This is a genomic window from Pseudomonas marginalis, assembly GCF_024169655.1.
Lineage (GTDB): Bacteria > Pseudomonadota > Gammaproteobacteria > Pseudomonadales > Pseudomonadaceae > Aquipseudomonas > Aquipseudomonas paraveronii.
In genome coordinates this window covers 2,431,805-2,456,722 of sequence record NZ_JALJWV010000001.1, presented here as the reverse complement: position 1 = coordinate 2,456,722, position 24,918 = coordinate 2,431,805, and the positions used below count along the sequence as shown (strand labels likewise).

The window sequence follows — 24,918 nt, the reverse complement described above, 5'->3', positions numbered from 1 at the left end:
CCTCAGTGCCCGACCAGCGCAATCGGCGCCGGGTGGGCCAGCCCGCCCCGGCACTTGAGCACCCGCACTTGCGCGGGCCGGGCGTCGACCGCCAGGCGTAAGGCGGCCGGCGAGGCGTTGAGCGCTTCACTCAAGGCGCGCCAGGCAAACGCCAGGGTCTGCCCGGTTTCCGCCGCCACCTGCAAGCGCCGCAAGGCACGATCATCGGCCTTGCGCGGCCAGCACAACACCGCACCGCAACTGCCCGAACGCAGGCACTGCTCGACCGCCCACAACGCATCCCGCTCCTCGGCCCGGACCACCGCGAGCTGACGCACATCCACCCCGGCGTTCTGCCAGGCGTGGGGGTACGGCGTGTAGGGCGGCGCCACCAGCACTATGCGTTCCCCCGCCGCCGACAAACGCGCCAGGGTCGGCAACACCAGTTGCAGTTCGCCCACGCCGTCCTTGGCCATGAGGATTTCGCTGAGGGCCGACTCCGGCCAGCCGCCCGTGGGCAGCACCGCATCCAGCGCCGCGAGCCCCGTGGGGTGGACACTGGCCGGTGGCGCGGCAGGCCGGCCCTTCCACACGCGCCCGCCATTGAACAGCGCGTCCAGGGCAACGACGGCGCCCATCAGCCTTGCCTCACCAGGCCGCAGAACACGCCTTCGATGGCCAGCTCCTGATCGGGCCTGACCACGATGGGTTGATACGCAGGGTTGCGCGGCAGCAGGCGCACGCTGTCGCCCTTGCGTTCGAAACGCTTGATGGTGACTTCACCGTCCAGGCGCGCCACCACAATCTGCCCGTTCACCGCTTCGGCACTGCGGCGCACGCCCACCAAATCGCCGTCGAGGATGCCGTCTTCGATCATTGAGTCGCCCTGTACCCGCAACAGATAGTCCGGGGTCTTCGCGAAAGTGGCCGGGTCGAGTTGCAGGCGGCTGTGGACTTCGGCATCGGCGCCGATGGGCAAGCCGGCGGCGACTCGGCCGAGCACCGGAACGTCCAGCCATTCAGGCCGCGCTGGCGGGTTGAGCAGGCGAATGCCACGGGCCTGGTGGGGGTTGACCTCGATGAAGCCGGCTTCGGTCAGGGCCACCACGTGTTTGCGCGCGACGCTGCGGGAGGCGAAGCCGAATGCCTCGGCGATCTCGGCGAGGCTGGGGGGTTGGCCTTGTTGCGCGATGCGGTCGCGGATGAAGGTCAGGATGGCGGTGCGGCGGGGGGTTAGGGTTGTCATGGAGTACATTTGTACTCCTGTGGGAAATTTCTGACAATAGCCGGTAGTCGGGGTTGGGGTGGGATTGGTGACCGTGTGCATATCCGTTTTTTCGGTAACGGCGGCTTATGGTTCCGCTCTTACAGCAGGTCACTTTGGAAAAAAAAGCCTCAAAGTAACCAAAGGGCTCTTGCCCCACCACTCGGCACCTCGCTAGTGCTCGGTATGCCCTCACTCCGGCCAGCGTGGTTTTACGGGGCGCCTAAGATCAAAAGCAAAAGCCAGAGCAGAACGAGTTCTATCTGATCCATGGAGATCAAAATGTGGGAGGGGGCTTGCCCCCGATGGCGGTGGATCAGTCATGCATGTAGTGACTGACACACTGCCATCGGGGGCAAGCCCCCTCCCACATTTTTGACCGCGTTCGGCTCGCAGAATCCGGTCGGCTACAAGGCCGCGTTGCTTTTGATCTGGGGCACACCGAGCCTAGTGTTGGCTACTTTTATCTAAAAAGCGGATATCGACACGCCCCACTCTCACCACCCCTCTTTCAACATCCGCAACTCCAGATGCTGCAACAGCATGATGGTCTTCCCATCCACAATCTCCCCACTCTCCACCATCACCAGCGCCCGCTCGAACCCCAATTCCAGCACCTCGATATCCTCACCCTCCTCTTCAATCCCACCGCCCGTGCCCACCCGATCCCCCGGTTGGTACTCACCGAGAAAAAAGTGAATCCGCTCAGTCACCGACCCCGGGCTCATAAATGCTGCATAGATCTTCTCCACATGCCCCACCCGATAGCCCGTCTCTTCTTCGGCTTCCAGGCGAATGCGTTCCTCGGGGCTGGCGTTGTCCAGCAACCCGGCCGCGGCTTCGATCAGGTAACCGGGGTAGTCGTTGACGAAGGTGGGCATGCGGAACTGCCGGATCAGCAGCACGGTGCGCTGTGCGCGGTTGTACAACAGGATGGTCGCGCCGTTGCCCCGGTCGTACACCTCGCGGGTCTGGGCCTGCCAGTTGCCGTCGCGGCGGCGTAGGTCGAAGCTGTATTTTTTCAGCAGGTACCAATTGTCCGAAAGCGTCTCTTCGGCGGTGATGCGAACGGGGCTGTTGTCCATGGTCGGGCCTTTGCTCAAAGGAGCAGGAGCATGTCGCGGTGGCAAGGTCAGCGTCAAGCGGGTCGCATACCGCTACAATCGCGCCCACAAAAGGTCTCTCCAAGGGCAAGGCAATGTCGCTGCATATCCCGACGCTACTGATAGTGGCCGTGTTCGTGTTCTGCCTGATGGGCCTGCTCACCGTGCATGCCTGGAGCCGTGGCCGCGAGCCAACCCTGGGCTATCTCGGCATCATGCTGCTGCTCGCCTCCCTGGGTACCGGGCTGATCGTGGTGCGCGGCGTGGGCGTGGACTTTGTCGCATTGATCCTGGGCAATGTCGTGCTGTTGCTCAGCGCCGCGATGAACTGGACCGCCATGCGCACCTTCGTGCAACGCAAGCCCAGCCTGCCGGGGATTTTTGCCGGGTGTGGCGTGTGGCTGTTGATGTGCCTGCTGCCGCAGTTCTATGGTTCGCTGTCGGCGCGGGTCACCCTGTATTCGCTGCTGGCGGCCGGTTATGGCGTGCTGTCGGCCCTGGAGCTGTGGCGCAACCGCGCGACCCTGGAAGTTGCCTACGCCCCCGCCCTGGTGCTGACCCTTTTGCATACCGCGTTCTACGGCATACGCGCGCTCACCGACCCCGGCCTGCCGATGAAAAACGCCCAGGCCTCGGGGGGCGAAGGCGTGCCGTTTTTCTCGTTCATGCTGTTTGAATCGATGCTGTATGCCATCGGCATTGCCTACGTCACCCTGGCGATGGTCAAGGAGCGCGCCGAGTTGCGCTTCAAGGCCGCCGCCTTCAGCGATGCACTGACCGGCGCCGGCAACCGCCGCGCCTTTATGCTCAAGGGCGAAAAACTGCTGGCCGACTGCAACCGTCGCCAGCGCAGCGCAGCCCTGTTGCTGTGCGACCTGGACCACTTCAAGCGCGTGAACGACAGTTTCGGCCACCCCATGGGCGACCAGGTGCTGATCGCCTTCAGCCAGGTGACCCGGGCAACGCTGCGCAGCGGTGATGTGTTTGCGCGTATCGGCGGTGAAGAGTTCGCCTGCCTGCTGGTCGACAGCGATGCGGCCGGTGCGTTTGAAGTGGCCGAGCGTATCCGCCGCGGGTTTGCCGAACTGGACCTGCTGACGCCGGGGTTCTTGAGCGTGAGCATCGGCATCGTGACCACCACGGCGGCCGGCCACGACCTCTCGCACTTACTGTCCCAGGCCGACCAGGCGCTGTACCAGGCCAAGGCTCATGGACGCAATCGGGTGCAGGTGATGACGAAGATACCGACACAGGTCGTCACCCACTCAACCGAACACACCAACGCCTCATAAAATGTGTTTTCGGCACTGGGTTCGCGCGGGGCTGTCAAGCGCAAACCCAGCCTATGCTGGCCCGCGCCAGAAGTTGATCAAATATTGACCTTGGGTTGAATCGCCAACCCCCGCCGGGCCCGCGCAAAGTTATCCACAGAGATACCCACGGTTTTCGTGGACAACTCTTTTTATTTTTTTACGATTTTTTTGCTCAACCCGCACCTTGGGGAAAGGTGCCAGGCAGCAAAATATCGCGATTCACATCGCGTATATCGTTATACCCGCACAGCGCCATCGACACGTCCAACTCGCGGGCGATGATCTCGAGCGCCTTGGTCACGCCCGCTTCACCCATCGCGCCCAAACCGTACAAATGCGGACGACCGATCATGGTGCCTTTGGCGCCCAATGCCATCGCTTTGAGCACGTCCTGGCCGGAACGGATACCGCCATCGAGCCACACTTCAATACGCTCGCCCACCGCCTCGACGATCGCCGGCAATTGGCTGATGCTCGACGGCGCGCCATCCAGCTGACGACCGCCGTGGTTGCTCACCACCAACGCATCGGCGCCGGCATTCGCGGCCAGGCGCGCATCTTCCACATCGAGGATGCCCTTGATGATCAGCTTGCCGCCCCAGCACTTCTTGATCCACTCCACATCGTCCCAGCTCAGGCGCGGGTCGAATTGCTGGGCGGTCCACGACGACAGCGAACTCATGTCGGCCACGCCTTTGACATGCCCGACGATATTGCCGAAGCCATGGCGTTTGGTGCCGAGCATGCCCATCACCCAGCGCGGCTTGGTCATCATGTTGAGGATATTCGGCAGGGTCAGTCTGGGTGGCGCCGACAGGCCGTTGATCAGGTCCTTGTGACGTTGCCCGAGGATCTGCAGGTCCAGGGTCAACACCAACGCATCGACACCGGCGGCCTTGGCGCGCTCGATCAACTGCTCGATAAAGGCGCGGTCGCGCATCACATAGAGTTGAAACCAGAATGGCTGGCCGACCTGTTCGGCGATGTCTTCCAGGGAGCAAATGCTCATGGTCGACAAGGTGTAGCGCAGGCCAAAGGCTGCAGCGGCGCGGGCCGTGAGAATTTCACCATCGGCATGCTGCATCCCGGCCAGGCCGGTGGGCGCCAGGGCGACTGGCATGGCCATGTCCTGGCCGATCATGGTGGCGCGGATCGAACGCTCATCGATATTGCGCGCCACCCGTTGGCGGAATTTGATCTGGGCAAAATCGCTTTCATTTGCCCGGTAAGTGCTTTCAGTCCAAGAGCCGGAATCGGCGTAATCGTAAAACATCCTTGGAACGCGTTTTTGCGCCAGCTTGCGTAAGTCTTCGATGGTTGTGATCAACGACATCGGGGTCACCTCTCCCTGAACTGAGCACAGAGAGTAACCGCCCATCGGCCGTACAACCAGCCATTGCGTTCATTGTGATCAGGCCGCTGACGGCTCGTCCGTGGCAGGTGGTTCGGGGGTGAGCCCCCAGTCGCCGTGTTCGTACCAGTCATCACCGATCATCTCGGCCGGGTGCATGGTGCGGTCGGCGCCGTTGCCACAGGCCAGGTCGGTCGTGGCGCAATAGCGGTCGCAGCCCCAACAGATGCGCTCGGGGTGCTTGGGGTGCAGCGGAAAAGGCTTGGCCATGACGAGGTTCCCTACCGGCGAACGATAGAGCCAACCTAACCTGAGCAAGGGTGGATGGCCTTGACCGCCGTCAAGGTCGGTCAACATGAAATATCGCCTAAACTTGACAAGAATCATTATTGTTTACGATCAACCTTTCTAGACTCGGGTTTTCTCCCCTCCCCGTCAGGAAGCCTCCATGCGTATCCCTTCTTCATTGTCCCTGGTCCTGCTGTTGTCCACCTCTGCGGCGTTCGCCAAGGAGTATCCGATCGGCGAACCGCAGCACTGCCCGGGGCTGGAAATCGGCGCGGTGTACCTGCAACCGATCGAGATGGCGCCCGCCGGTATGATGCGCGCCACCGCCGACTCCGACGTCCACCTTGAAGCCGATGTACGCGCCACGGCGGACAATGCCCAAGGCTTCCAGGAAGGCAGTTTCGTGCCGTACCTGAACCTGTCCTTTACCTTGAAAAAGCAAGGCAGCGACACGCCGATCACCGGTGATTTCCACGCCATGGTCGCCAATGACGGGCCGCACTACGGCGACAACGTCAAGCTTCAAGGCCCGGGCAAATACACCCTGACCTTCAGCGTATTGCCGCCCAGCGGCCACCAGTCCCTGGGCCGCCATACCGACAAGGAAACCGGCGTCGCACCGTGGTTCGAACGCTGCGAAGTGCATTACGAATTCGTCTACGCCGGCATCGGCAAGAAAGGCGGCTACTGATGCCCCGCGCCCTGCTGCTGGGCAGCTTGCTGCTGAGCGGCGCGGCCCTGGCGGCGCCGTTGCCGACCTATGAACTGACCTTGCAGGACGGCCACTTCATCCCGCCGCAACTCACGGTCAAGGCCGGTGAGCGCTTCAAGATCGTGCTGCACAACCTCGGCCAAGGCCCGGCCGAATTCGAGAGCACACCGCTGCGCGTGGAGAAAGTCTTGTCCCCCGGTGTGACCACCTTCGTGGTGATCCACCCGCTCACGCCAGGGCTGTATCCGTTCTTTGACGAGTTCAACCCACAGTTGCCCGAAGGCAGCATCCTCGCCCAATAGCCCCGGAAGCCGTTGATGAATCAATCGATGTTTATTGTCTGGCGCGAAAGCGTCGAGGCGCTGCTGGTGATCGGCATTCTGCAGGTCTGGATCAGCCGCCAGACCGCGCACTCGCGCCTGGGGCGTTTCCTGTGGGCCGGGGTGGTCCTGGGGTTGTTTTGCTCCGCAGGCTTGGCCGGCCTGATGCTGTGGGCCGGTGAGGCCATGACCGGCCCCCAGGGCGAATGGCTGCAAGCGGCGCTGACGTTATTGGCCAGCGGCCTGATGGTGCAGATGGTGTTCTGGATGCATCGCCACGCGGCAACGCTCAAACACACCCTGGTACGCGAAGCCGATGAACGCCTGGCCCGCCAGGGCGGTTGGGGCGTGTTGCTATTGACGCTGTTGGCGGTGAGCCGCGAAGGCAGTGAAACCGTGGTGTTTCTGTACGGTGCCGGCGCGCGTCTACAGGGCCCGGCGCTGAACCTGTTCGCCATCGGCGGCGTGCTGGGCCTGGTGCTGGCGGGGCTCACGGTGCTGCTGTTGCGCAGTACGCGGCGCTTCATTTCCTGGTCGCTGTTTTTCGCCCTCAGCGAAGCGCTGTTGCTGCTGCTCGGCGGGGCTTTGCTGGTGGCGGCCGTGGACCGTATCAGCGGGCAATTGCTGGCGATGGACATGCCCGAGTGGGTTTATTCCAGCTTCGGTGAAAGCCGCTGGGACAGCAGCGCCCTGCTCAGCGACAGCCACGGCTTGGGCGCGCTGCTGGCAGACTTTGTCGGCTACCGCGCCGCGCCGAGCCTGGTCACCGTGCTGGTGCTGCTCGGTTATTGGCTGTGGGTGGGCAACGGCCTGCGCCGCTCGCGGCACGCAGCATGAGCTGGCTGCAGCGCCTGGGCGATGGCATGCGTCGTCATGCCCGGTTGATCCGTGCCGTGCAATGGGCCGTGGTACTGATCTACGCCGTGCTGCTGGTGCTGCCGGCGCTGCTGCCGTTGCCGGACAGCCAGGCACGCCTGGTGAACAACCTGACGCTGCTCGCGCAATTCATCTTCTGGGGCCTTTGGTGGCCGTTCGTGTTGCTCTCGATGGTGCTGTTCGGGCGCCTGTGGTGCGGCGTGCTCTGCCCGGAAGGCTCCCTGAGCGAATGGGCCAGCCAGCACGGGCGCGGCCTCGGCATTCCGCGCTGGGTACGCTGGGGTGGCTGGCCGACGCTGGGCTTTTGCCTGACCACCCTCTACGGCCAATTGATCAGCGTGTATGACTACGCCCAGGCCGCCCTGCTGATCCTCGGCGGCTCGACCCTGGCTGCGGTGATCGCCGGCCTGTTGTTCGTGCGCGGCAAGCGCGTGTGGTGTCGGTACCTGTGCCCGGTCAGCGGCGTCTTCGCCCTGCTCGCCCGCCTGGCGCCGGTGCATTTCGCGGTGGATGAACAACGCTGGAAAGCCAACGACGCACCGCGCCTGCCGCTGCCCAACTGCGCGCCACTGCTGGATATCCGCCGTCTGCAAGGGGCCAGCGAGTGCCACGCCTGCGGCCGCTGCAGCGGACAACGTGGCGCGGTGCAACTGATCGCCCGCTCGTGCAATCAGGAAATCCTGCAGGCGCCCCATCAGCAAGGCTCGGTGTGGGACGCGCGTTTGTTGCTGTTTGGTGTGATCGGTTTGGCGATGGGGGCTTTTCAATGGACCGTCAGTCCGTGGTTTATCGCGCTTAAACAAAGCCTGGCGACGTGGCTGGTCAGCCATGACTGGTTATGGCCACTGCAAGACAACGCGCCGTGGTGGTTGCTGACTCATTATCCGCAGCTCAATGACAGCTTCAGTTGGTTGGATGGCGTGTGCATTGTGCTGTATCTGGGGGGGAGTTCGTTGGTGTTCGGGGGTGGCTGCTGGCTGCTGCTGCGGCTGGCGGCGTGGGTGGCGGGGGATCGCGCGCTGTTTCGGCCCCTGGTACTGACGCTGACGCCCCTGGGTGGTGCAGGGTTGTTCCTCGGATTGTCGGCGACCACGGTGAAGTTGTTGCGGTATGAGGGGTTGGGGTTGGCTTGGGTGCAATCGGCGCGGGCGGTGTTGTTGATGGCGGCGGTTGGGTGGTGTTTGTGGTTGGGGTGGCGGCAGCTTCGGGGGGTTGGGCGCGGGTCGCGTTGCCTTGCGGGGTTGTGCGTGTTGCTGAGTACGGGGTTGGTGGGGTGTGGGTGGTGGTTGCAGTTTTGGGGGTGGGGTTGAGTGCCGTTTTTTCGGTGATGGCGGCTGTGTACATATCCGTTTTTTGGGGGTGCCTCGCCTGCGTTCGGCCAGCGTGGTTTAACGGGGCGCCTAAGATCAAGATCCAGAATGAGGTCTATCTGATCCATGGAGATCAAAATGTGGGAGGGGGCTTGCCCCCGATAGCGGTGGATCAGTCATGCATGTAGTGACTGACACACTGCCATCGGGGGCAAGCCCCCTCCCACATTTTTGACCGAGTTCGGCTTGCAGGATCAGGTCGGATATAAGGCCGCGCCCAAGAGCAAGAGCAAGAGCAGAACGAGTTCTATCTGATCCACGGAGATCAAAATGTGGGAGGGGGCTTGCCCCCGATAGCGGTGGATCAGTCATGCATGTAGTGACTGACACACTGCTATCGGGGGCAAGCCCCCTCCCACATTTCTGACCGAGTTCGGCTTGCAGGATCAGGTTGGCTATAAGGCCGCGCCCAAGAGCAAGAGCAGAACGAGTTCTATCTGATCCATGGAGATCAAAATGTGAGAGGGGGCTTGCCCCCGATAGCGGTGGATCAGTCATGCATGTAGTGACTGACACACTGCTATCGGGGGCAAGCCCCCTCCCACATTTCTGACCGAGTTCGGCTTGCAGGATCAGGTTGGCTATAAGGCCGCGCCCAAGAGCAAGAGCAGAACGAGTTCTATCTGATCCATGGAGATCAAAATGTGAGAGGGGGCTTGCCCCCGATAGCGGTGGATCAGTCATGCATGTAGTGACTGACACACTGCCATCGGGGGCAAGCCCCCTCCCACATTTTTGACCGAGTTCGGCTTGCAGGATCAGGTCGGATATAAGGCCGCGCCCAAGAGCAAGAGCAAGAGCAGAACGAGTTCTATCTGATCCACGGAGATCAAAATGTGGGAGGGGGCTTGCCCCCGATAGCGGTGGATCAGTCATGCATGTAGTGACTGACACACTGCTATCGGGGGCAAGCCCCCTCCCACATTTCTGACCGAGTTCGGCTTGCAGGATCAGGTTGGCTATAAGGCCGCGCCCAAGAGCAAGAGCAGAACGAGTTCTATCTGATCCATGGAGATCAAAATGTGAGAGGGGGCTTGCCCCCGATAGCGGTGGATCAGTCATGCATGTAGTGACTGACACACTGCTATCGGGGGCAAGCCCCCTCCCACATTTCTGACCGAGTTCGGCTTGCAGGATCAGGTTGGCTATAAGGCCGCGCCCAAGAGCAAGAGCAGAACGAGTTCTATCTGATCCATGGAGATCAAAATGTGAGAGGGGGCTTGCCCCCGATAGCGGTGGATCAGTCATGCATGTAGTGACTGACACACTGCCATCGGGGGCAAGCCCCCTCCCACATTTTTTTGACCGCGTTGGGCTTTCAGGATCAGGTCGGTTATAAGGCCGCCGCGCGTTGGTTACTTTTCGGGTTGGCCATTACCGAAGAAACGCATCGCCACACCACCTAAACCTTAAACCGCGCCACCGTCTGATGCAGCTCCCCCGCCATCCCCGCCAGATCATGCCCCGCCGTCTCGGTATGCAAAGCTCCCTGCAACACCTGCTGCGACAGGTTCCGTATCCCCACCAGGTTACGATCCACTTCCCGCGCCACCAGTGCCTGTTCTTCGGTGGCGCTGGCGATCATCAAATTGCGCTCATTGATCTGCGAAATCGACCGGGTGATTTCATCCAGCGCTTCCCCCGAACGCTGCGCCACGCCCAAGGTCGCCTGCACCCGCTCGCTGCTGTCGTGCATGGCGGCCACGGCGTGTTCGGTGTCCTGGCGGATGTTGCCGATCATCTGCTCGATCTCCTGGGTCGAGGTCTGAGTACGATGAGCCAGGGCGCGCACTTCATCGGCGACCACCGCAAAACCGCGCCCGGCATCGCCGGCACGGGCCGCTTCGATCGCGGCGTTGAGGGCCAGCAGGTTGGTCTGGTCGGCGATGCTGCGGATCACGTCCAGCACGCCGCTGATGTCTTGCACGCGGCCGGCGAGTTGCTGGATACGTTCGGAGGTTTCCACCACGCCGGTGGCCAGGGTGTTGATCGAGGCCACGGTTTCCTGCACCTGCGCCCGCCCAAGCTGGGCGGTCTGTTCCGACAGGCGCGAGGCTTCGCTGGTGCTCACCGCGTTGCGCGCGACTTCGTCGACGGCGGCGGTCATTTCGTTCACCGCCGTGGCGGCCTGTTCGATTTCCTGGCCCTGCAACTGCAGGCTGCTGCTGGTCTGGCTGCTGACCGCGCTCAACTCTTCCGACGAGCTGGCCACGCCATCCACCGAGGCGGCGATCTGCCGGACCATCTGATTGAGGTTCTGCTGCATCTGGTGCAGGTTGCGCATCACGCTGCCGTCGGCACTGTTGCCCAGCGGCACGTCGATGGTCAGGTCGCCCTGGGCGATATGGTTGAGCACCCGCGCCACCTCGTCCGGCTCGCCGCCCAAAGGTCGGGTGACGCTGCGGGTGACGATTACGGCGGCCACCACGACCAGGCTCACGCACAGCAGCAACAGCCCGATCATCATGCGGCGCGCATCGTCGTAGAGGATTTGCGCAGCTTGCTCGCGCTCGACGAACAGCCGGCCTTGCATGGCCATCAACGCATCGAGGCTCTTGAACACCTCAAGTTCGGCCGGCACCACCTGCTGTTTGAGCAGGGCCAGGCCCTGGTCGTGGGCGCCCTGCTTGATCAGCGCCTGCACCTGGGTAAAGGCCGCGACGTAGGTTTCCCGATGGGCTTTCAACGCGGCATAGGCTGCCTTGCCTTCGGCGGTATCGAACAGCGGCTCCAGGGCGGCGAACGCCTGGGTAATGCGCTGCCGGGTGGTGCCGATGGCCTCCTGGGCCGGCTGGTTATCCTGGTCGATCAGCAGGTCGCGGGTGTTGCGTCCGTTATCGCGCACGCCGGTAGCGATCACCATGATCGGTGCGATTTTCGGCCAGTCCTGCTGCACGATCTGTTCGGACTGTTGCTTGAGGGTTGCCAGGTCGTGCAAGGCGTAAAACACCAAACCGACCAGAGCCAGCGGCGCAATCGCGAAGCCGATGACAATGCGTTGTGCCGTGGTTAACTGCGTCATTCTAAACATTCCTTGATGAATACCTGCCCGAAACGGGCAGCATCTTTAAAAATCCTGGGAGGGCGATCGGTCACCCTCGTAATACAAAAGCCGGAAACAACTCGCGCATGTGGCCCCACAACTCCGGCAACGCCATCTGTGCCGGGGCAATCGGCAGTTGCTCATCGAGCATGCTTGCCGTGCGGACCATCTGCACAGCGAAGCGCTTGACACCACTGGCCTGCAAACGCTGGGCCAGGCGCAACAGGCGCGACGTATCGATCAGATGCCAATGCACCGTGGTGCGGCACTCGTAGTCCACGCCACTGGCCAGCAAGGTCTCCAAACTGCGCCAATTGGCGACGCCGCTGCCTTTGACCTGGGTGACCAGTTGATAGTCCTCGACCAGGGCCTTCACATCGAAGCCCACCCAGTCGGCATGGCGCAGCGCATTGGCAAAGCCTGCCGGCTTGATCCCTGCACTGTGCAGGCCCACGCGAAAGCCCATGGCGCGCACTTCGTCCATCGCCGCCGGCAAGCCTTCCTGCAGGGTCGGCTCACCGCCGCTGAACACCACCGCGTCCAGCAGGTCCTGGCGGCGCTGCAAAAACAGCAAAACCCGGCGCCAATCGATCTCCGCGCTTCCGCGCGGTCCGATCAGGTCCGGGTTATGGCAATAACGACAGCGCCAGGCGCAACCCTGGCAGAACAGCACGCAGGCGAGCATGCCAGGGTAGTCGAGGGTGGTCAGGGGCACCATGCCCCCAACCCGTAGCATTCGACTCATTGGCGTCCGGCCGCACAAGCCGCTTCGGTAAAGTGAACACGCTCCTTGTGCTCGGACTGTTTGCCGGGGTTGAACGCGGACACCGGCCGGTGGTAACCCATCACCCGGGTCCAGACTTCGCAGCGCTGACGTTGTGGCTGAGATGCTTGCATGGTGAATCTCCTTGCGGGTTGAAAAACAGGTTCAGGACTGGGCAGCAAGCGCGAGGATTTCATCGCACTTGGGACAGAACTCGTGTTCGCCGGCGAGGTAGCCGTGCACCGGGCAGATCGAGAAGGTCGGGGTCACGGTCAGGTACGGCAGGCGGAAACGCCCCAGCGCTTTACGCACCAATTGCTTGCAGGCCTGGGCCGAGGAAATCTGTTCGGCCATGTACAGGTGCAGCACGGTGCCGCCGGTGTATTTGCATTGCAGTTCGTCTTGCAGTTCGAGGGCTTCGAAGGGGTCTTCGGTAAAGCCCACCGGCAGTTGCGACGAGTTGGTGTAGTACGGCGCATCCACGCTGCCGGCTTGCAGAATGTCCGGGTAGCGCTTGCGGTCTTCCTTGGCGAAACGGTAGGTGGTGCCTTCCGCCGGCGTGGCTTCGAGGTTGTAGAGGTGACCGGTTTCTTCTTGGAAGCGCAGCAAGGTGGCGCGCACATGGTCAAGCAGGCGCAGGGCGAACGCGCGGCCTTCTTCGGTGTGCGTGCCCTGCGTGTCATCGGTGAAATTGCGCAGCATCTCGTGCATGCCGTTGAGGCCGATGGTGGAGAAGTGGTTGCGCAAGGTACCCAGGTAACGCTTGGTGTACGGGTACAACCCGGCGTCCATGTGGTGCTGGATCACCTTGCGCTTGACCTCCAGGCTTTCCATGGCCATTTCCATCAGGCTGTCCAGGCGCTGCAGCAAGCCGCTGGTGTCGCCCTTGAACAGGTAACCGAGGCGCGCGCAGTTGATTGTCACCACGCCCAGCGAGCCGGTCTGCTCCGCCGAACCGAACAGCCCGCCGCCACGCTTGAGCAGCTCGCGCACGTCCAGTTGCAAGCGACAGCACATGGAGCGCACCTGGTTGGGCTGCATGTCGGAATTGAGGAAGTTCTGGAAATACGGCAAACCGTAGCGCGCCGTCATCTCGAACAAGCGGTCGGCGTTCTCGCTGTCCCAGGGGAAATCATGGGTGATGTTGTAGGTCGGAATCGGGAAGGTGAACACCCGCCCCTTGGCATCCCCGGCCTGCATCACTTCGATGTAGGCACGGTTGATCAGCTCCATTTCCGTTTGCAGGTCGCCATAGGCAAACGGCATTTCCTCACCACCGATCACCGGGATCTGCTCGCGCAAATCTTCCGGGCAGACCCAGTCGAAGGTCAGGTTGGTGAACGGCGTCTGCGTGCCCCAGCGCGACGGCACGTTGAGGTTGTAGATGAACTCCTGCACCGCCTGGCGCACCTCGGGGTAGCTCAGCTGGTCCTTGCGCACGTAGGGCGCAAGATACGTATCGAACGAGCTGAACGCCTGGGCACCGGCCCATTCGTTTTGCAGGGTGCCGAGGAAGTTGACCATCTGCCCCAGGGCACTGCTCAAATGCTTGGGCGGCCCCGCTTCGACGCGGCCGGGCACGCCATTGAGGCCTTCGTGCAACAACGAGCGCAGCGACCAACCGGCGCAGTAGCCGGCGAGCATGTCCAGGTCATGGATATGCAGATCCGCCTCACGGTGTGCGCGGCCAATCTGCTGGCTGTAGACCTCGTCCAGCCAGTAATTGGCAGTCACCTTGCCCGACACGTTCAACACCAGCCCGCCGAGGGAATACCCCTGGTTGGCATTGGCCTGTACGCGCCAGTCTTCACGGTCGAGGTATTCGTTCATCGAGGTGGCGACTTCCACCAGGGTCTTGCGATCGCGGCGCAGGCGGCCGTGTTGTTCGCGGTAGACGATATACGCGCGCATCGACAGGAAGTAACCGGCATCCATCAACACCCGCTCGACGCTGTCCTGGATCTGCTCCACATCCAGCCGTTCGATGCCGCGCAGCCGCGCCAGTACCGCACCGAGCAACAGGTCGACCTCGGCCTCCCGATACTCGCCGGTGGCATTGCCGGCGGCGATCAGCGCCTGACGGATTTTTTCGGCGTCGAAGGCAACGAGACTGCCGTCGCGTTTGTGCAGGCGGTTACTGACCAGCGGGCTGAGCATGCTTTGCATTGGAAGGCTCCAGACACTACATATAGATTTAATAAATCTTTTAAACACAATATGCAGTGATATTACGGTCAAGCGTTTGGGCTGCCATTGATCAAGGTCAAGTCTGAACGAAGATCCAAATGTGGGAGGGGGCTTGCCCCCGATAGCGTTGGATCAGTCATGCATGTATTGGCTGACACACTGCTATCGGGGGCAAGCCCCCTCCCACAGTAAGCCCCCCCCACAGCAAGCCCCCTGCCACATTCAACCGCCGCTCATGTTCATGAAGCGCACCACCTGCACCTCCCCTGCCCCGGTGAAATCATGCCGCAGCGGTTTGCCTTTCAACCCCTTGTGCAAGGCCTCGATCAACGGCCCATCGTCCAACGGATAACGCCGCAGCAAAGCGCGCAAGTCCACCGCGTTGTCCTGCCCCAGGCACAGCAGCAATTGCCCTTCGACAGTCATGCGCACGCGGTTGCAACTGCCGCAGAAGTTGTGGGAGTTGGGCGAGATAAAGCCGATGCGCGTGCCCGGATGCCGTGCCAGGCGCACATAGCGCGCCGGGCCGCCGCTGTTTTCGGTGCTGTCGAGCACGGCATGGTGACGGGCGATCACGGCGCGTACTTCATCACTGGCACAGAACGTCTCGCCGCGGGAACGGCCCACGTCGCCCAGGGGCATTTCCTCGATAAAGCTGATGTCGATGCCTTGGTCGATCGCGTACTGCACCAGCGCCGGCACTTCATCGAAGTTGCGCCCTTTCATCACCACGCAATTGAGCTTGACCCGCTCGAACCCGGCCGCTCGCGCCGCCTCGATACCGTCCAGCACCTGGCGCAGATCACCGTTGCGAGTGATCGCGCGAAAGCGCTGCGGATCCAGGCTGTCGAGGCTGATGTTCATGCGTTTGACCCCGGCATCCACCAGCGGCTGCGCGAGGCGTGCCAACTGCGAGCCGTTGCTGGTCATCACCAGTTCGCGCAAGCCCGGCAGTGCCGCGATGTTGCGGCACAACCCGACAATGCCCGGGCGGATCAACGGCTCGCCGCCGGTCAGACGGATCTTGCGCACGCCTTGGCCGACGAACAGCGCGGCCAGGCGTTCCAGCTCTTCCAGGGTCAGCACCTGCTGGCGCGGCAGGAACGTCATGTTTTTCGCCATGCAATACACACAGCGAAAATCACAACGGTCGGTCACCGACAAGCGCAGGTAATCGATCGAACGGCCTACCCCATCCACCAGGCTCATGTCACTGCACCAGCGGCGAGTCGGCGCCCTGCAGCGCGATGCCACGAATATCCGCCGCGCCGATCAGGGTTTGCAGGTACTGCACCAATGCCTTTTGCCACACCCCTTGCTGCAACTGGGTGCGGATCGCCACCGCCACCGCTTCATACGGCAGCGGTTGGCCTTCGATGCGCTGATCGACATTGATCACATGCCAGCCGTAACGGCTTTCCAGTGGCTTACTGGCCAGGCCCGGCGCCAGGGTGAACAACTGACGCTCCAGCTCGGGCACGGTCTGGCCCTTGCTCACCTGACCCAACGAACCGCCCTGGGCCTTGGACGGGCACGCCGAATACTGCAGGGCCAGCTCGGCAAAGTGGCCGGGCTGCTCGTTCAGGTTCGCCAGCAGCACTTCTGCCTGGGTGTGCGCCAGATGGCGCGCCTCGGCGTCGTCCGGCGCGCACTCGAGCAGAATGTGCCGCACCGCCAGCAACGGCGCGCTGTGAAAGCGCCCGCGGTTGTTCTCGAAGTAACGCACACAGGTGGCCTCGTCGCACTCGGGCACCTTGACCTCACGCTCCAGCAGCAAGCGCGTGGCGGCTTCTTCTTCGTTCTCGCCAGCGGCGATCTCCACCGCCAGGCCCAGCTCGGCGATCCGCTGCTGCAACAGCTCGCGGATCACCAGCGCACGGGCGGCCAGATACACCGCCTCTTCGCGGCTTTCGGCCGGGTGATATTGCAACTCCAGGGCCATGGCCTCCGGCGTGACGGGCACGCCGTTGACGCTGATGATCGGCCATTCCTGTTCACTGCTGGCGATCAACTCCGGTGCCTTGAGTTCCTCGAACAGCGCCGGGGCCGCAACCTCGGCCACCAGCGGTTCTTTGACCGACGAGCCGCAACCACCGCTGCCGCCTTTACCGCCACCACATCCGCATCCAGTTGTCATGACGTTCTCCTCAATACTTCTGCCGCACGATTTGATAACGACGCCCCAAGTACCAGATCGGCGCGCTGACCATATGCACCAAGCGGGTAAACGGGAACAGTACGAACAGGGTCAAGCCCAGCGCCACATGCGCCTTGTAGATCAGGCTGACCGGCTCGATCGACGCCGCCGCGTCCACCGGCCGCAACAGCACCACGTTCTGCGCCCAGTCGGCGAGCATCACCATCACCGAACCGTCCATATGCCCGGTGGAGGCGACGATGGTCAGCAAGCCAAGCACCAACTGCGCGAGCAGCACCAGCAGGATCAGGATGTCCGACGGGCTCGATGTGGCACGTACACGCGGGTCGCTCAGGCGGCGCTTGACCAGCATCAGCAAGCCCACCAGGCACAGCAGGCCAAAGACGCCGCCGGAGACCATCGCCAGCAATTGCTTGTGCTCAGTGCTGATCACATGGTGATAGACCGACGCCGGGGTCAGCAGGCCGACAAAGTGCCCGGCCAGCACGAACAGCACGCCGATGTGGAAGAAGTTGCTCGCCACGCGCATGCCACGGTTGTTGAGCATCTGGCTGGAGCCGGCCTTCCAGGTGTACTGCGACAGGTCGAACCGCGCCCAACTGCCCAACAGGCAGATCGCCAGGGCGACATAGGGGTACACCCCGAAAACCAGCAAATTCCACTTAGACATTACCCACCTCCGCGGCTGGCACTGCGGCCTGCCCTTCTTGCTGAAAATCCACCCAGTGCAACGGCACCGCGCTTTCTTCGCGGGCTTTACCCGGTGCGCTGGGCATCGAGCTGCAACGGTCCTGTTGTTCGGCCTGCATAAAGTCCACCGCTTCCTCTTCCCAGATTTTGTCCAGGGCTTCGAGGGAGTCGTCACGCGGCTCGGCGGCGACCTGGGCGCGCAGCTCGGCCACGGCCTGGTGCGGCTCGGCACCCGAGATCTGCAGCAATGCCCGGAAGCAACTGGCGTAGGCGCTCTCGCGCTCGTCCAGACGTGCGGCGAGCAGCGCCAGCAGGTGCGCCACATCCGCCAGGCCCTCGCGGGCCTCGATGTCTTCGCGGGTCGAGAGGAACTCCAGGTACAGCGGGATATAGTCCGGCAGCTCCTTGACGCCGATGGCAAACCCGGCCTCTTCGTACTGGGCCATCATGTCGACCATGGCCTGGCCACGGTCGCGGGACTCGCCGTGGACGTGTTCGAACAGCAGCAGCGACAGCGAGCGCCCCCGGCCGAACAGCGCGCCGTAGTGTTCCTGGCCATCCATCAGGTCATTGGCGCAGATCAGCTCAAGCAACTCGAACAACGCACCGCGCTGCTTGGGGCTGATTTCCCGCGACTCGATAATCGCCTGTTCCAGTTCGTCGCGGCCGTTCACCAGGGTTTCGGTGGGGTAGTCCAGCAGCAACGAAATCACTTTAAGAATGCGCATGGCTCAGTCCTCCCAGATCTGGACGGTTTTCAGCACGTCGCGGCGGTTGGCCTTCTTGGCGCCGAACATGTTGGTGTCGGAGCTGCCGCTGCAACCGCTGCCGAAGCTGAAACCACAGCCGGAGCGTTCGGCGAACGCATCGCTCATGGCGTCTTCACGGTGCGCGCTCGGCACCACAAAGCGGTCTTCGTAGTTGGCGATCGCCAGGTAGCGGTACATCTCTTCCACCTGTTCCACGCTCAGGCCGACGTCTTCGAGCACTTGCAGGTCCTGCACGCCGTCGACTTGCTGGGAGCGTTTGTAGGCACGCATCGCCAACAGGCGTTTGAGCGCACGCTTGACCGGTTTTTCATCGCCGGCGGTCAGCAGGTTGGCCAGGTAACGCAGCGGAATGCGCAGGCTGTCGACATCCGGGATCACCCCGTTCATGCCTACGGTACCGGCAGCGGCAGCGTTCTGGATCGGCGACAGTGGCGGCACGTACCAGACCATCGGCAAGGTGCGGTATTCCGGGTGCAGCGGCAGTGCGAGTTTCCAATCGACGGCCATTTTGTACACCGGCGAGCGCTGCGCCGAGTCGATCACCGACTGCGGCACGCCATCGGCCAGGGCCTGGCGAATCACCGCCGGGTCATTCGGGTCGAGGAAGATTTCCAGCTGCTTCTCGTACAGGTCCTGCTCGTTGGCGGTGCTCGCCACTTCGCTGATGCGGTCAGCGTCGTAGAGCAACACGCCGAGGTAGCGGATCCGGCCGACGCAGGTTTCGGCACACACGGTAGGCATGCCGGCTTCGATGCGTGGGTAGCAGAAGATGCACTTCTCGGACTTGCCGCTCTTCCAGTTGAAGTAGATCTTCTTGTACGGGCAGCCGCTGATGCACATGCGCCAGCCGCGGCACTTTTCCTGGTCGATCAGCACGATGCCGTCTTCTTCACGCTTGTAGATCGCACCGCTCGGGCACGAGGCCGCGCACGCCGGGTTGAGGCAGTGCTCGCACAGGCGCGGCAGGTACATCATGAAGGTGTTTTCGTACTCGCCATAAATGTCGGCCTGGATCTGGTCGAAGTTCTTGTCCTTGCGGCGCTTGGCGAACTCGGTGCCGAGGATTTCTTCCCAGTTCGGGCCCCACTCGATTTTCTGCATGCGCTTGCCGGACACCAGCGAACGCGGGCGCGCGGTCGGCTGGTGCTCGCCCAAAGGCGCGGTGTGCAGGTGCTGGTAGTCGAAGTCGAACGGCTCGTAGTAGTCGTCCAGGCTCGGCAGGTCAGGGTTGGCGAAGATGTTCGCCAACACGCGGAACTTGCCGCCGATGCGCGGGTTGATCGAGCCGTTGGCGTTGCGCACCCAGCCGCCCTTCCACTTGTCCTGGTTTTCCCATTCTTTGGGGTAACCGATGCCGGGCTTGGACTCGACGTTGTTGAACCAGGCGTATTCCATGCCTTCACGGCTGGTCCAGACGTTTTTGCAGGTGATGGAACAGGTGTGGCAGCCGATGCATTTGTCCAGGTTCAGGACCATGCCGATCTGTGAGCGAATCTTCATCTCAGTTCTCCTCGATATCAGTCGGCAATGGGCGCGGCAAGTCATCGCCGGTGGAACCATCGAGCCAGTCGACCTTGGCCATTTTGCGCACCACGACAAACTCGTCGCGGTTGCAACCGACCGTGCCGTAGTAGTTGAAACCGTAGGCCTGCTGGGCATAGCCGCCGATCATGTGGGTCGGCTTAAGCACCACGCGGGTTACCGAGTTGTGGTGGCCGCCACGGGTCTTGGTGGTTTCCGAACCCGGCACGTTCACGATGCGTTCCTGGGCGTGGTACATCATCACCATGCCTTCCTTGACGCGCTGGCTGACCACTGCACGGGCGGTCAGTGCGCCGTTGACGTTGAAGCACTCGATCCAGTCGTTGTCCTCGATCCCGGCGCGCTTGGCGTCGATTTCCGAGAGCCACACAATCGGGCCGCCACGGCTCAAGGTGAGCATCAGCAGGTTGTCGCTGTAGGTGCTGTGGATGCCCCACTTCTGGTGCGGGGTGATCCAGTTCAGCACGATCTCGGTTTCGCCATTGCTGCGCTTGCCCTTCACGCCTTCGATGGTCTTGGTGTTGACCGGTGGCCGGTAGCTCATCAACTGCTCGCCGAACGCCTGCATCCACGGGTGATCCTGGTAGAACTGCTGGCGGCCGGTGATGGTGCGCCATGGGATGTTTTCATGGACGTTGGTGTAGCCGGCGTTGTAGCTCACGTGTTCGTCTTCGAGGCCAGACCAGGTCGGGCTGGAGATGATCTTGCGCGGCTGCGCCTGGATATCGCGGAAGCGGATCGCTTCATGGGCCTTGGAGATCGCCAGGTGGCTGTGGTCGATGCCGGTGAATTCCGACAGCGCGGCCCAGGCTTTCAAGGCGACCTTGCCGTTGGTTTCCGGGGCCAGGGACAGGATCACCTCGGCGGCGTCGATAGCGGTGTCGATTTTCGGCCGGCCATGGCTGATCCCGGCATCGTTTTCGTGATGGTTGAGTTCGCCGAGGAACTCGACTTCTTCATCGGTGTTCCAGTTGATGCCCTTGCCGCCGTTGCCGAGTTTTTCCAGCATCGGGCCCAGCGACGAGAACTGCTTGTAGATGTTCGGGTAGTCGCGTTCCACCACTGCGATGTTCGGCGCGTTTTTGCCGGGTACCGGGGCCACGCGTGCGCTTTTCCAGTCGGTGCCGCCAAACGGCTGGGCCAGTTCGCCGACGCTGTCGTGCATCAGCGGTACGGTAACCAGGTCTTGTTCCACACCCAAGTGGCCGACCGACATGGCCGAGAACGCCTTGGCGATGCCTTTGTAGATTTCCCAGTCGGAGCGCGATTCCCACGCCGGGTCGATAGCCGCCGACAATGGGTGGATGAACGGGTGCATGTCCGAGGTGTTCATGTCGTCTTTTTCGTACCAGGTGGCGGTCGGCAAGACGATGTCGGAATACACGCAGGTGGAGGACATGCGGAAGTCCAGCGTGGTCACCAGGTCGAGCTTGCCGATGGCGCCGTCCTCGACCCATTCGGCCTCGGTCGGTTTGCACTCGGTGCTGTGGCCGATGTCTTCGTTCATCACGCCGTTCTTGGTGCCCAACAGGTACTTGAGCATGTACTCATGGCCCTTACCCGACGAACCGAGCAGGTTGGAGCGCCAGATGAACATGTTGCGCGGGAAGTTCACCGGGCTGTCCGGCTGTTCGCAGGCAAAGCGCAGGCTGCCGTCCTGCCAGGATTTGACCACGTAGTCTTTCGGCGTCATGCCGGCTGCGGCCGCCTCACGGCAGATGTGCAGCGGGTTGGTGTTGAGCTGCGGCGCGCTGGGCAACCAGCCGGCGCGTTCGGCGCGGATGTTGTAATCCAGCGCGTGTTCGGGGAACTGCGACTTGTCGGCCAGTGGCGAGAGCACATCGTGCATGCTCATTTTCTCGTGACGCCATTGCGAACTGTGGCCATAGAAGAAGCTGGTGCCGTTCATCTGGCGCGGTGGGCGGTTCCAGTCCAGGCCGAAGGCCAGGGGCAACCAGCCGCATTGCGGGCGCAGTTTTTCCTGGCCGACATAGTGCGCCCAACCGCCGCCAGTCTGGCCGACGCAACCGCAGAGCATGAGCATGTTGATCAGCCCGCGGTAGTTCATGTCCATGTGGTACCAGTGATTCATCGCCGCGCCGACGATGATCATCGAGCGGCCCTTGGTCTTGTCGGCGTTGTCGGCAAACTCACGGGCGATCTGGATGGCTTTCTCGCGGCTGACGCCGGTGATCGCTTCCTGCCACGCCGGGGTGCCCGGCACGCTGGCGTCGTCGTAGTCCTTGGCCACGTTGTGGCCGCCCAGGCCACGGTCGATGGCCAGGTTGGCCGCCGACAGGTCGAACACGGTCGCCACCTTGGCCACGCTGCCGTCGGCCAGGGTCACGTTGTGCACCGGCACGCGGCGGTACTGCACCGCCTCGCCGGCCACGTGCTGGAAATGCTCCTGGACTTCGCCGGCAAAATACGGGAACGCGACTTCGGCGACGTCGTCACCGATCAGGCTGAGTTTCAGGTCGATCGTGCGGCCTTCGCCGCCCTCTTTGGCGAGGATGTTCCACTTGCCCTTCTCGCCCCAGCGATAGCCAATGGAGCCTTGCGGCGAGACCAGTTCGCCGCTCTCGTCGAGGGCGATGGTTTTCCATTCCGGGTTGTTGTCCTGACCGAGGTTGCCGGTGAGGTCCGAGGCGCGCAGGAAGCGGTCCGGCTGGTAGCCTGCGCCCGGGGCGAAACCGGTCATCGGCTTGAGCATCACCAGCACCGGCAAGTCGGTGAAGCGCTTGGCGTAGTCGGTGAAGTAGGCGCTCGGCTTGTCCAGGTGAAATTCTTTGAAGATCACATGGTTGAAAGCCTGGGCCAGCGCGGCGTCGGTGCCCTGCTTAGGATTGAGCCACAGGTCGGTGAGCTTGGCCACTTCCGAATAGTCGGGGGTGATCGCCACGGTCTTGGTGCCCTTGTAACGCACCTCGGTGAAGAAGTGCGCGTCTGGGGTACGGGTCTGCGGAACGTTCGAACCCCAGGCGATGATGTAGTTGGAGTTGTACCAGTCGGCCGATTCCGGCACGTCGGTCTGCTCGCCCCACACCATCGGCGAGGCCGGTGGCAGGTCGCAGTACCAGTCGTAGAAGCTCAGGCACACGCCGCCGATCAGCGACAGGTAACGCGAACCCGCCGCGTAGCTGACCATGGACATGGCCGGGATCGGCGAGAAGCCGACGATGCGGTCCGGGCCGTATTGCTTGATGGTGTAGACGTTGGAGGCGGCGATGATTTCATTCACCTCCTCCCAGTTCGAGCGAATGAAACCGCCCATGCCGCGCTTGCTCTTGTAGGAGTCGGCCTTGGCCTTGTCCTCGACAATGCTCGCCCAGGCTTCCACCGGCGCCAGGGTCTGGCGCGCTTCACGCCACAGTTTGAGCAGCGGCTTGCGGATCTTCGGGTACTTGAGCCGGTTGGCACTATAGATGTACCAGCTGTAGCTCGCACCACGCGGGCAGCCGCGGGGTTCGTGGTTGGGCAGGTCGTTGCGGGTGCGCGGGTAGTCGGTCTGCTGGGTTTCCCAGGTGATCAGGCCGTTCTTCACGTAGATCTTCCACGAGCAGGAGCCGGTGCAGTTCACGCCGTGGGTGGAACGCACGATCTTGTCGTACTGCCAGCGCGAACGGTAGACGTTTTCCCAGTCACGGGACTCTTTGCGAGTCTCACCGTGGCCGTCGGAGAATTCGTTTTGTTTGCGGTTGAAGAACCGCAGTTGATCCAATAAATGACTCATGGTGCTTTCCTCATCAGGCGTGCTGCGGGGTGCGTTGCCCCGCGAATTCAGGTCGGACTAGCAGGGTGTGGCGCAGCCTTTGCGGGCATACCACCACCAGGTCACGACGATGCAGCTCAGGTAGAAACCGACAAACATGTAGAAGGCCATCGCCGGGCTGCCGGTGGCGGCCATGGAGGTGCCGAAGGACTTGGGAATAAAGAACGCACCGAAGGCGCCCATCGCCGAACTGAACCCCAGCACGGCGGCCGATTCCTTGCCGGCATTCTTGATCGCCTGCTCGCGCTCGGCGGCGGATTTACCGGCGCTGGCTTTCTCGTGCTGGGTGCGGAAGATCACCGGGATCATGCGGAAGGTGGAGCCGTTGCCCACGCCAGTGGTGATGAACAGCAACATGAACATCCCGAGGAAACCGTAGAAATTGCCGCCCTGGCCGTTCTGCGGCAGGAAGTGCAGCACGCCGAACACCATCACGATCATCAGCACGAAGTTCCACAGGGTCACCCGCGCGCCGCCCAGTTTGTCCGCCAGCCAGCCGCCCAGTGGGCGTACCAGGGCGCCGACCAGCGGGCCGAGGAAGGCAAACTTCAACGCCACCACGTCCGGAAACGAGGTTTTGATCAGCAGCGGGAACGCCGCCGAAAAGCCGATGAACGAACCGAAGGTCGCCAGGTACAACCAGCACATCAGCCAGTTGTGCTTGCGTTTGAAGATCACCGCCTGCTCGCTGAACGAAGCGCGAGCGCTGGACAGGTCATTCATGCCGAACCAGGCCGCCACGGTGACGGTGAGGATGAACGGCACCCAGATGAACCCGGCGTTTTGCAGCCACAACTGGCTACCGTCGGGCAGGGTTTGCGCTTGCCCACCGACCATGCCGAACACCCCGAAGGTGATCACCAGCGGCACGCAGAACTGCATCACCGACACGCCAAGATTACCGAGGCCGGCGTTCAGGCCCAGGGCCGTGCCCTGCTGCGACTTGGGGTAGAAGAAACTGATGTTGGACATGCTGGAGGCGAAGTTGCCGCCGCCAAACCCGCACAGCAAGGCGATCAGCACGAACACGCTGTAAGGGGTGTTGGGGTCTTGCACCGCGAAACCCATCCACAGCGCCGGCAGCAGCAGCGACGCGGTGCTCAGGGCGGTCCAGCGGCGTCCGCCGAAGATCGGCACCATGAACGAATAGAACACCCGCAAGGTCGCGCCGGACAGGCCGGGCAACGCCGCCAGCCAGAACAGCTGGTCGGTGGTGAAGCTGAAGCCGATGGCGTTCAGGCGCACGATCACCGTGCTCCACACCATCCACACGGCGAAGGCCAGGAGCAGTGCGGGAATCGAGATCCACAGGTTGCGGGTAGCGGTTTTTTTGCCGCTGGCCCCCCAGAACGCGGGGTCCTCGGGGCGCCAGTCGTGAATCACCGGGCCCGACTCGGGCTTTTGCGCGATGGACATG

Annotated in this window: 21 protein-coding genes; 5 read left to right on the top strand and 16 right to left on the bottom strand. The window is 62.5% G+C overall.

Annotated features, from left to right (window positions below):
- Positions 1-2 precede the first annotated feature (2 nt).
- From imuA to J2Y83_RS11090, 3 genes are all read right to left on the bottom strand, one after another.
- The gene (imuA, locus tag J2Y83_RS11100; RefSeq protein WP_253395158.1) at positions 3-617 is read right to left on the bottom strand and encodes a translesion DNA synthesis-associated protein ImuA; all 615 of its coding nucleotides are present in this window, start codon (positions 615-617) and stop codon (positions 3-5) included.
- The gene (gene lexA / locus J2Y83_RS11095) at positions 617-1,234 is read right to left on the bottom strand and encodes a transcriptional repressor LexA (RefSeq protein WP_253395156.1); all 618 of its coding nucleotides are present in this window, start codon (positions 1,232-1,234) and stop codon (positions 617-619) included. Before lexA ends, imuA begins: the two co-directional genes overlap by 1 nt.
- Positions 1,235-1,740: 506 nt before the next feature.
- The gene (locus tag J2Y83_RS11090; protein ID WP_253395154.1) at positions 1,741-2,328 is read right to left on the bottom strand and encodes an NUDIX domain-containing protein; all 588 of its coding nucleotides are present in this window, start codon (positions 2,326-2,328) and stop codon (positions 1,741-1,743) included.
- Positions 2,329-2,441: 113 nt separating this feature from the next.
- Between J2Y83_RS11090 and J2Y83_RS11085 the strand changes: the two genes are divergently transcribed.
- Positions 2,442-3,638, top strand: coding sequence for a GGDEF domain-containing protein (locus tag J2Y83_RS11085; RefSeq protein ID WP_253395152.1), 1,197 nt, complete (start codon positions 2,442-2,444; stop codon positions 3,636-3,638).
- Between the two features lie 193 nt (positions 3,639-3,831).
- Here J2Y83_RS11085 and J2Y83_RS11080 read toward each other — a convergent pair whose 3' ends face one another.
- A complete protein-coding gene (locus J2Y83_RS11080) occupies positions 3,832-4,992 on the bottom strand; it encodes an alpha-hydroxy acid oxidase (RefSeq protein ID WP_247406829.1) in 1,161 nt (386 codons plus the stop codon).
- 78 nt (positions 4,993-5,070) lie between these two features.
- Entirely contained in the window at positions 5,071-5,280 is a 210-nt protein-coding gene (locus tag J2Y83_RS11075; RefSeq protein WP_017849308.1) for a DUF3079 domain-containing protein, read from the bottom strand.
- Between the two features lie 178 nt (positions 5,281-5,458).
- On the opposite strand from J2Y83_RS11075, the gene J2Y83_RS11070 reads away from it, so the two are divergent.
- Genes J2Y83_RS11070 through J2Y83_RS11055 form a run of 4 tightly spaced genes read left to right on the top strand, consistent with a single transcriptional unit; the run spans position 5,459 to position 8,516 of the window.
- The gene (locus tag J2Y83_RS11070) at positions 5,459-5,989 is read left to right on the top strand and encodes an iron transporter (protein ID WP_247406847.1); all 531 of its coding nucleotides are present in this window, start codon (positions 5,459-5,461) and stop codon (positions 5,987-5,989) included.
- A complete protein-coding gene (locus J2Y83_RS11065) occupies positions 5,989-6,312 on the top strand; it encodes a cupredoxin domain-containing protein (protein WP_253395150.1) in 324 nt (107 codons plus the stop codon). Before J2Y83_RS11070 ends, J2Y83_RS11065 begins: the two co-directional genes overlap by 1 nt.
- A gap of 15 nt (positions 6,313-6,327) precedes the next feature.
- The gene (locus tag J2Y83_RS11060) at positions 6,328-7,167 is read left to right on the top strand and encodes an FTR1 family iron permease (protein ID WP_253395148.1); all 840 of its coding nucleotides are present in this window, start codon (positions 6,328-6,330) and stop codon (positions 7,165-7,167) included.
- A complete protein-coding gene (locus J2Y83_RS11055) occupies positions 7,164-8,516 on the top strand; it encodes a 4Fe-4S binding protein (RefSeq protein ID WP_253395146.1) in 1,353 nt (450 codons plus the stop codon). The genes J2Y83_RS11060 and J2Y83_RS11055 overlap by 4 nt, the downstream gene beginning before the upstream one ends.
- Before the next feature lie 1,462 nt (positions 8,517-9,978).
- Here J2Y83_RS11055 and J2Y83_RS11050 read toward each other — a convergent pair.
- The 11 genes from J2Y83_RS11050 to J2Y83_RS11000 all read right to left on the bottom strand — a co-directional run bounded on the left by J2Y83_RS11050 (position 9,979) and on the right by J2Y83_RS11000 (position 24,917).
- Positions 9,979-11,598: a methyl-accepting chemotaxis protein gene (locus J2Y83_RS11050; RefSeq protein WP_253395145.1), complete on the bottom strand. Its 1,620-nt coding sequence runs from the start codon at positions 11,596-11,598 to the stop codon at positions 9,979-9,981.
- Positions 11,599-11,668: 70 nt separating this feature from the next.
- Positions 11,669-12,364 (bottom strand): anaerobic ribonucleoside-triphosphate reductase activating protein, encoded by a 696-nt coding sequence (locus tag J2Y83_RS11045; protein ID WP_301294966.1) that lies wholly within the window; start codon positions 12,362-12,364, stop codon positions 11,669-11,671.
- Positions 12,361-12,516 (bottom strand): anaerobic ribonucleoside-triphosphate reductase, encoded by a 156-nt coding sequence (gene nrdD, locus J2Y83_RS11040; RefSeq protein ID WP_253395143.1) that lies wholly within the window; start codon positions 12,514-12,516, stop codon positions 12,361-12,363. The genes J2Y83_RS11045 and nrdD overlap by 4 nt, the downstream gene beginning before the upstream one ends.
- 31 nt (positions 12,517-12,547) lie before the next feature.
- On the bottom strand, positions 12,548-14,548 hold the full coding sequence (locus J2Y83_RS11035) for a ribonucleoside triphosphate reductase (protein WP_253395142.1): 2,001 nt from the start codon (positions 14,546-14,548) through the stop codon (positions 12,548-12,550).
- Between the two features lie 243 nt (positions 14,549-14,791).
- Positions 14,792-15,778 carry a GTP 3',8-cyclase MoaA gene (moaA, locus tag J2Y83_RS11030; protein ID WP_253395141.1) on the bottom strand — a complete coding sequence of 329 codons (987 nt, stop codon included), beginning with the start codon at positions 15,776-15,778 and terminating at the stop codon, positions 14,792-14,794.
- 1 nt (position 15,779) lies between these two features.
- Positions 15,780-16,706, bottom strand: coding sequence for a peptidylprolyl isomerase (locus J2Y83_RS11025; protein ID WP_253395140.1), 927 nt, complete (start codon positions 16,704-16,706; stop codon positions 15,780-15,782).
- A gap of 10 nt (positions 16,707-16,716) precedes the next feature.
- Positions 16,717-17,397, bottom strand: coding sequence for a respiratory nitrate reductase subunit gamma (gene narI / locus J2Y83_RS11020; protein ID WP_253395138.1), 681 nt, complete (start codon positions 17,395-17,397; stop codon positions 16,717-16,719).
- Positions 17,390-18,145: a nitrate reductase molybdenum cofactor assembly chaperone gene (narJ, locus tag J2Y83_RS11015; RefSeq protein WP_253395136.1), complete on the bottom strand. Its 756-nt coding sequence runs from the start codon at positions 18,143-18,145 to the stop codon at positions 17,390-17,392. Before narJ ends, narI begins: the two co-directional genes overlap by 8 nt.
- A gap of 3 nt (positions 18,146-18,148) precedes the next feature.
- Positions 18,149-19,687, bottom strand: coding sequence for a nitrate reductase subunit beta (gene narH / locus J2Y83_RS11010; protein WP_017849323.1), 1,539 nt, complete (start codon positions 19,685-19,687; stop codon positions 18,149-18,151).
- 1 nt (position 19,688) lies between these two features.
- On the bottom strand, positions 19,689-23,462 hold the full coding sequence (locus J2Y83_RS11005) for a nitrate reductase subunit alpha (RefSeq protein ID WP_253395134.1): 3,774 nt from the start codon (positions 23,460-23,462) through the stop codon (positions 19,689-19,691).
- A gap of 57 nt (positions 23,463-23,519) precedes the next feature.
- Entirely contained in the window at positions 23,520-24,917 is a 1,398-nt protein-coding gene (locus J2Y83_RS11000) for a NarK family nitrate/nitrite MFS transporter (protein WP_247401779.1), read from the bottom strand.
- Position 24,918 lies beyond the last annotated feature (1 nt).

Bases quoted from the DNA above. Each gene is read 5' to 3' on its own strand.
- J2Y83_RS11055 (WP_253395146.1), top strand. From the start codon at position 7,164: ATGAGCTGGCTGCAGCGCCTGGGCGATGGCATGCGTCGTCATGCCCGG.
- narI (WP_253395138.1), bottom strand. From the start codon at position 17,397: ATGTCTAAGTGGAATTTGCTGGTTTTCGGGGTGTACCCCTATGTCGCC.
- J2Y83_RS11070 (WP_247406847.1), top strand. From the start codon at position 5,459: ATGCGTATCCCTTCTTCATTGTCCCTGGTCCTGCTGTTGTCCACCTCT.
- J2Y83_RS11060 (WP_253395148.1), top strand. From the start codon at position 6,328: ATGAATCAATCGATGTTTATTGTCTGGCGCGAAAGCGTCGAGGCGCTG.
- J2Y83_RS11025 (WP_253395140.1), bottom strand. From the start codon at position 16,706: ATGACAACTGGATGCGGATGTGGTGGCGGTAAAGGCGGCAGCGGTGGT.
- imuA (WP_253395158.1), bottom strand. From the start codon at position 617: ATGGGCGCCGTCGTTGCCCTGGACGCGCTGTTCAATGGCGGGCGCGTG.
- J2Y83_RS11035 (WP_253395142.1), bottom strand. From the start codon at position 14,548: ATGCAAAGCATGCTCAGCCCGCTGGTCAGTAACCGCCTGCACAAACGC.
- J2Y83_RS11005 (WP_253395134.1), bottom strand. From the start codon at position 23,462: ATGAGTCATTTATTGGATCAACTGCGGTTCTTCAACCGCAAACAAAAC.
- narH (WP_017849323.1), bottom strand. From the start codon at position 19,687: ATGAAGATTCGCTCACAGATCGGCATGGTCCTGAACCTGGACAAATGC.
- nrdD (WP_253395143.1), bottom strand. From the start codon at position 12,516: ATGCAAGCATCTCAGCCACAACGTCAGCGCTGCGAAGTCTGGACCCGG.
- J2Y83_RS11050 (WP_253395145.1), bottom strand. From the start codon at position 11,598: ATGACGCAGTTAACCACGGCACAACGCATTGTCATCGGCTTCGCGATT.
- J2Y83_RS11085 (WP_253395152.1), top strand. From the start codon at position 2,442: ATGTCGCTGCATATCCCGACGCTACTGATAGTGGCCGTGTTCGTGTTC.
- J2Y83_RS11080 (WP_247406829.1), bottom strand. From the start codon at position 4,992: ATGTCGTTGATCACAACCATCGAAGACTTACGCAAGCTGGCGCAAAAA.
- J2Y83_RS11000 (WP_247401779.1), bottom strand. From the start codon at position 24,917: ATGTCCATCGCGCAAAAGCCCGAGTCGGGCCCGGTGATTCACGACTGG.
- moaA (WP_253395141.1), bottom strand. From the start codon at position 15,778: ATGAGCCTGGTGGATGGGGTAGGCCGTTCGATCGATTACCTGCGCTTG.
- narJ (WP_253395136.1), bottom strand. From the start codon at position 18,145: ATGCGCATTCTTAAAGTGATTTCGTTGCTGCTGGACTACCCCACCGAA.
- J2Y83_RS11045 (WP_301294966.1), bottom strand. From the start codon at position 12,364: ATGAGTCGAATGCTACGGGTTGGGGGCATGGTGCCCCTGACCACCCTC.
- lexA (WP_253395156.1), bottom strand. From the start codon at position 1,234: ATGTACTCCATGACAACCCTAACCCCCCGCCGCACCGCCATCCTGACC.
- J2Y83_RS11065 (WP_253395150.1), top strand. From the start codon at position 5,989: ATGCCCCGCGCCCTGCTGCTGGGCAGCTTGCTGCTGAGCGGCGCGGCC.
- J2Y83_RS11075 (WP_017849308.1), bottom strand. From the start codon at position 5,280: ATGGCCAAGCCTTTTCCGCTGCACCCCAAGCACCCCGAGCGCATCTGT.
- J2Y83_RS11090 (WP_253395154.1), bottom strand. From the start codon at position 2,328: ATGGACAACAGCCCCGTTCGCATCACCGCCGAAGAGACGCTTTCGGAC.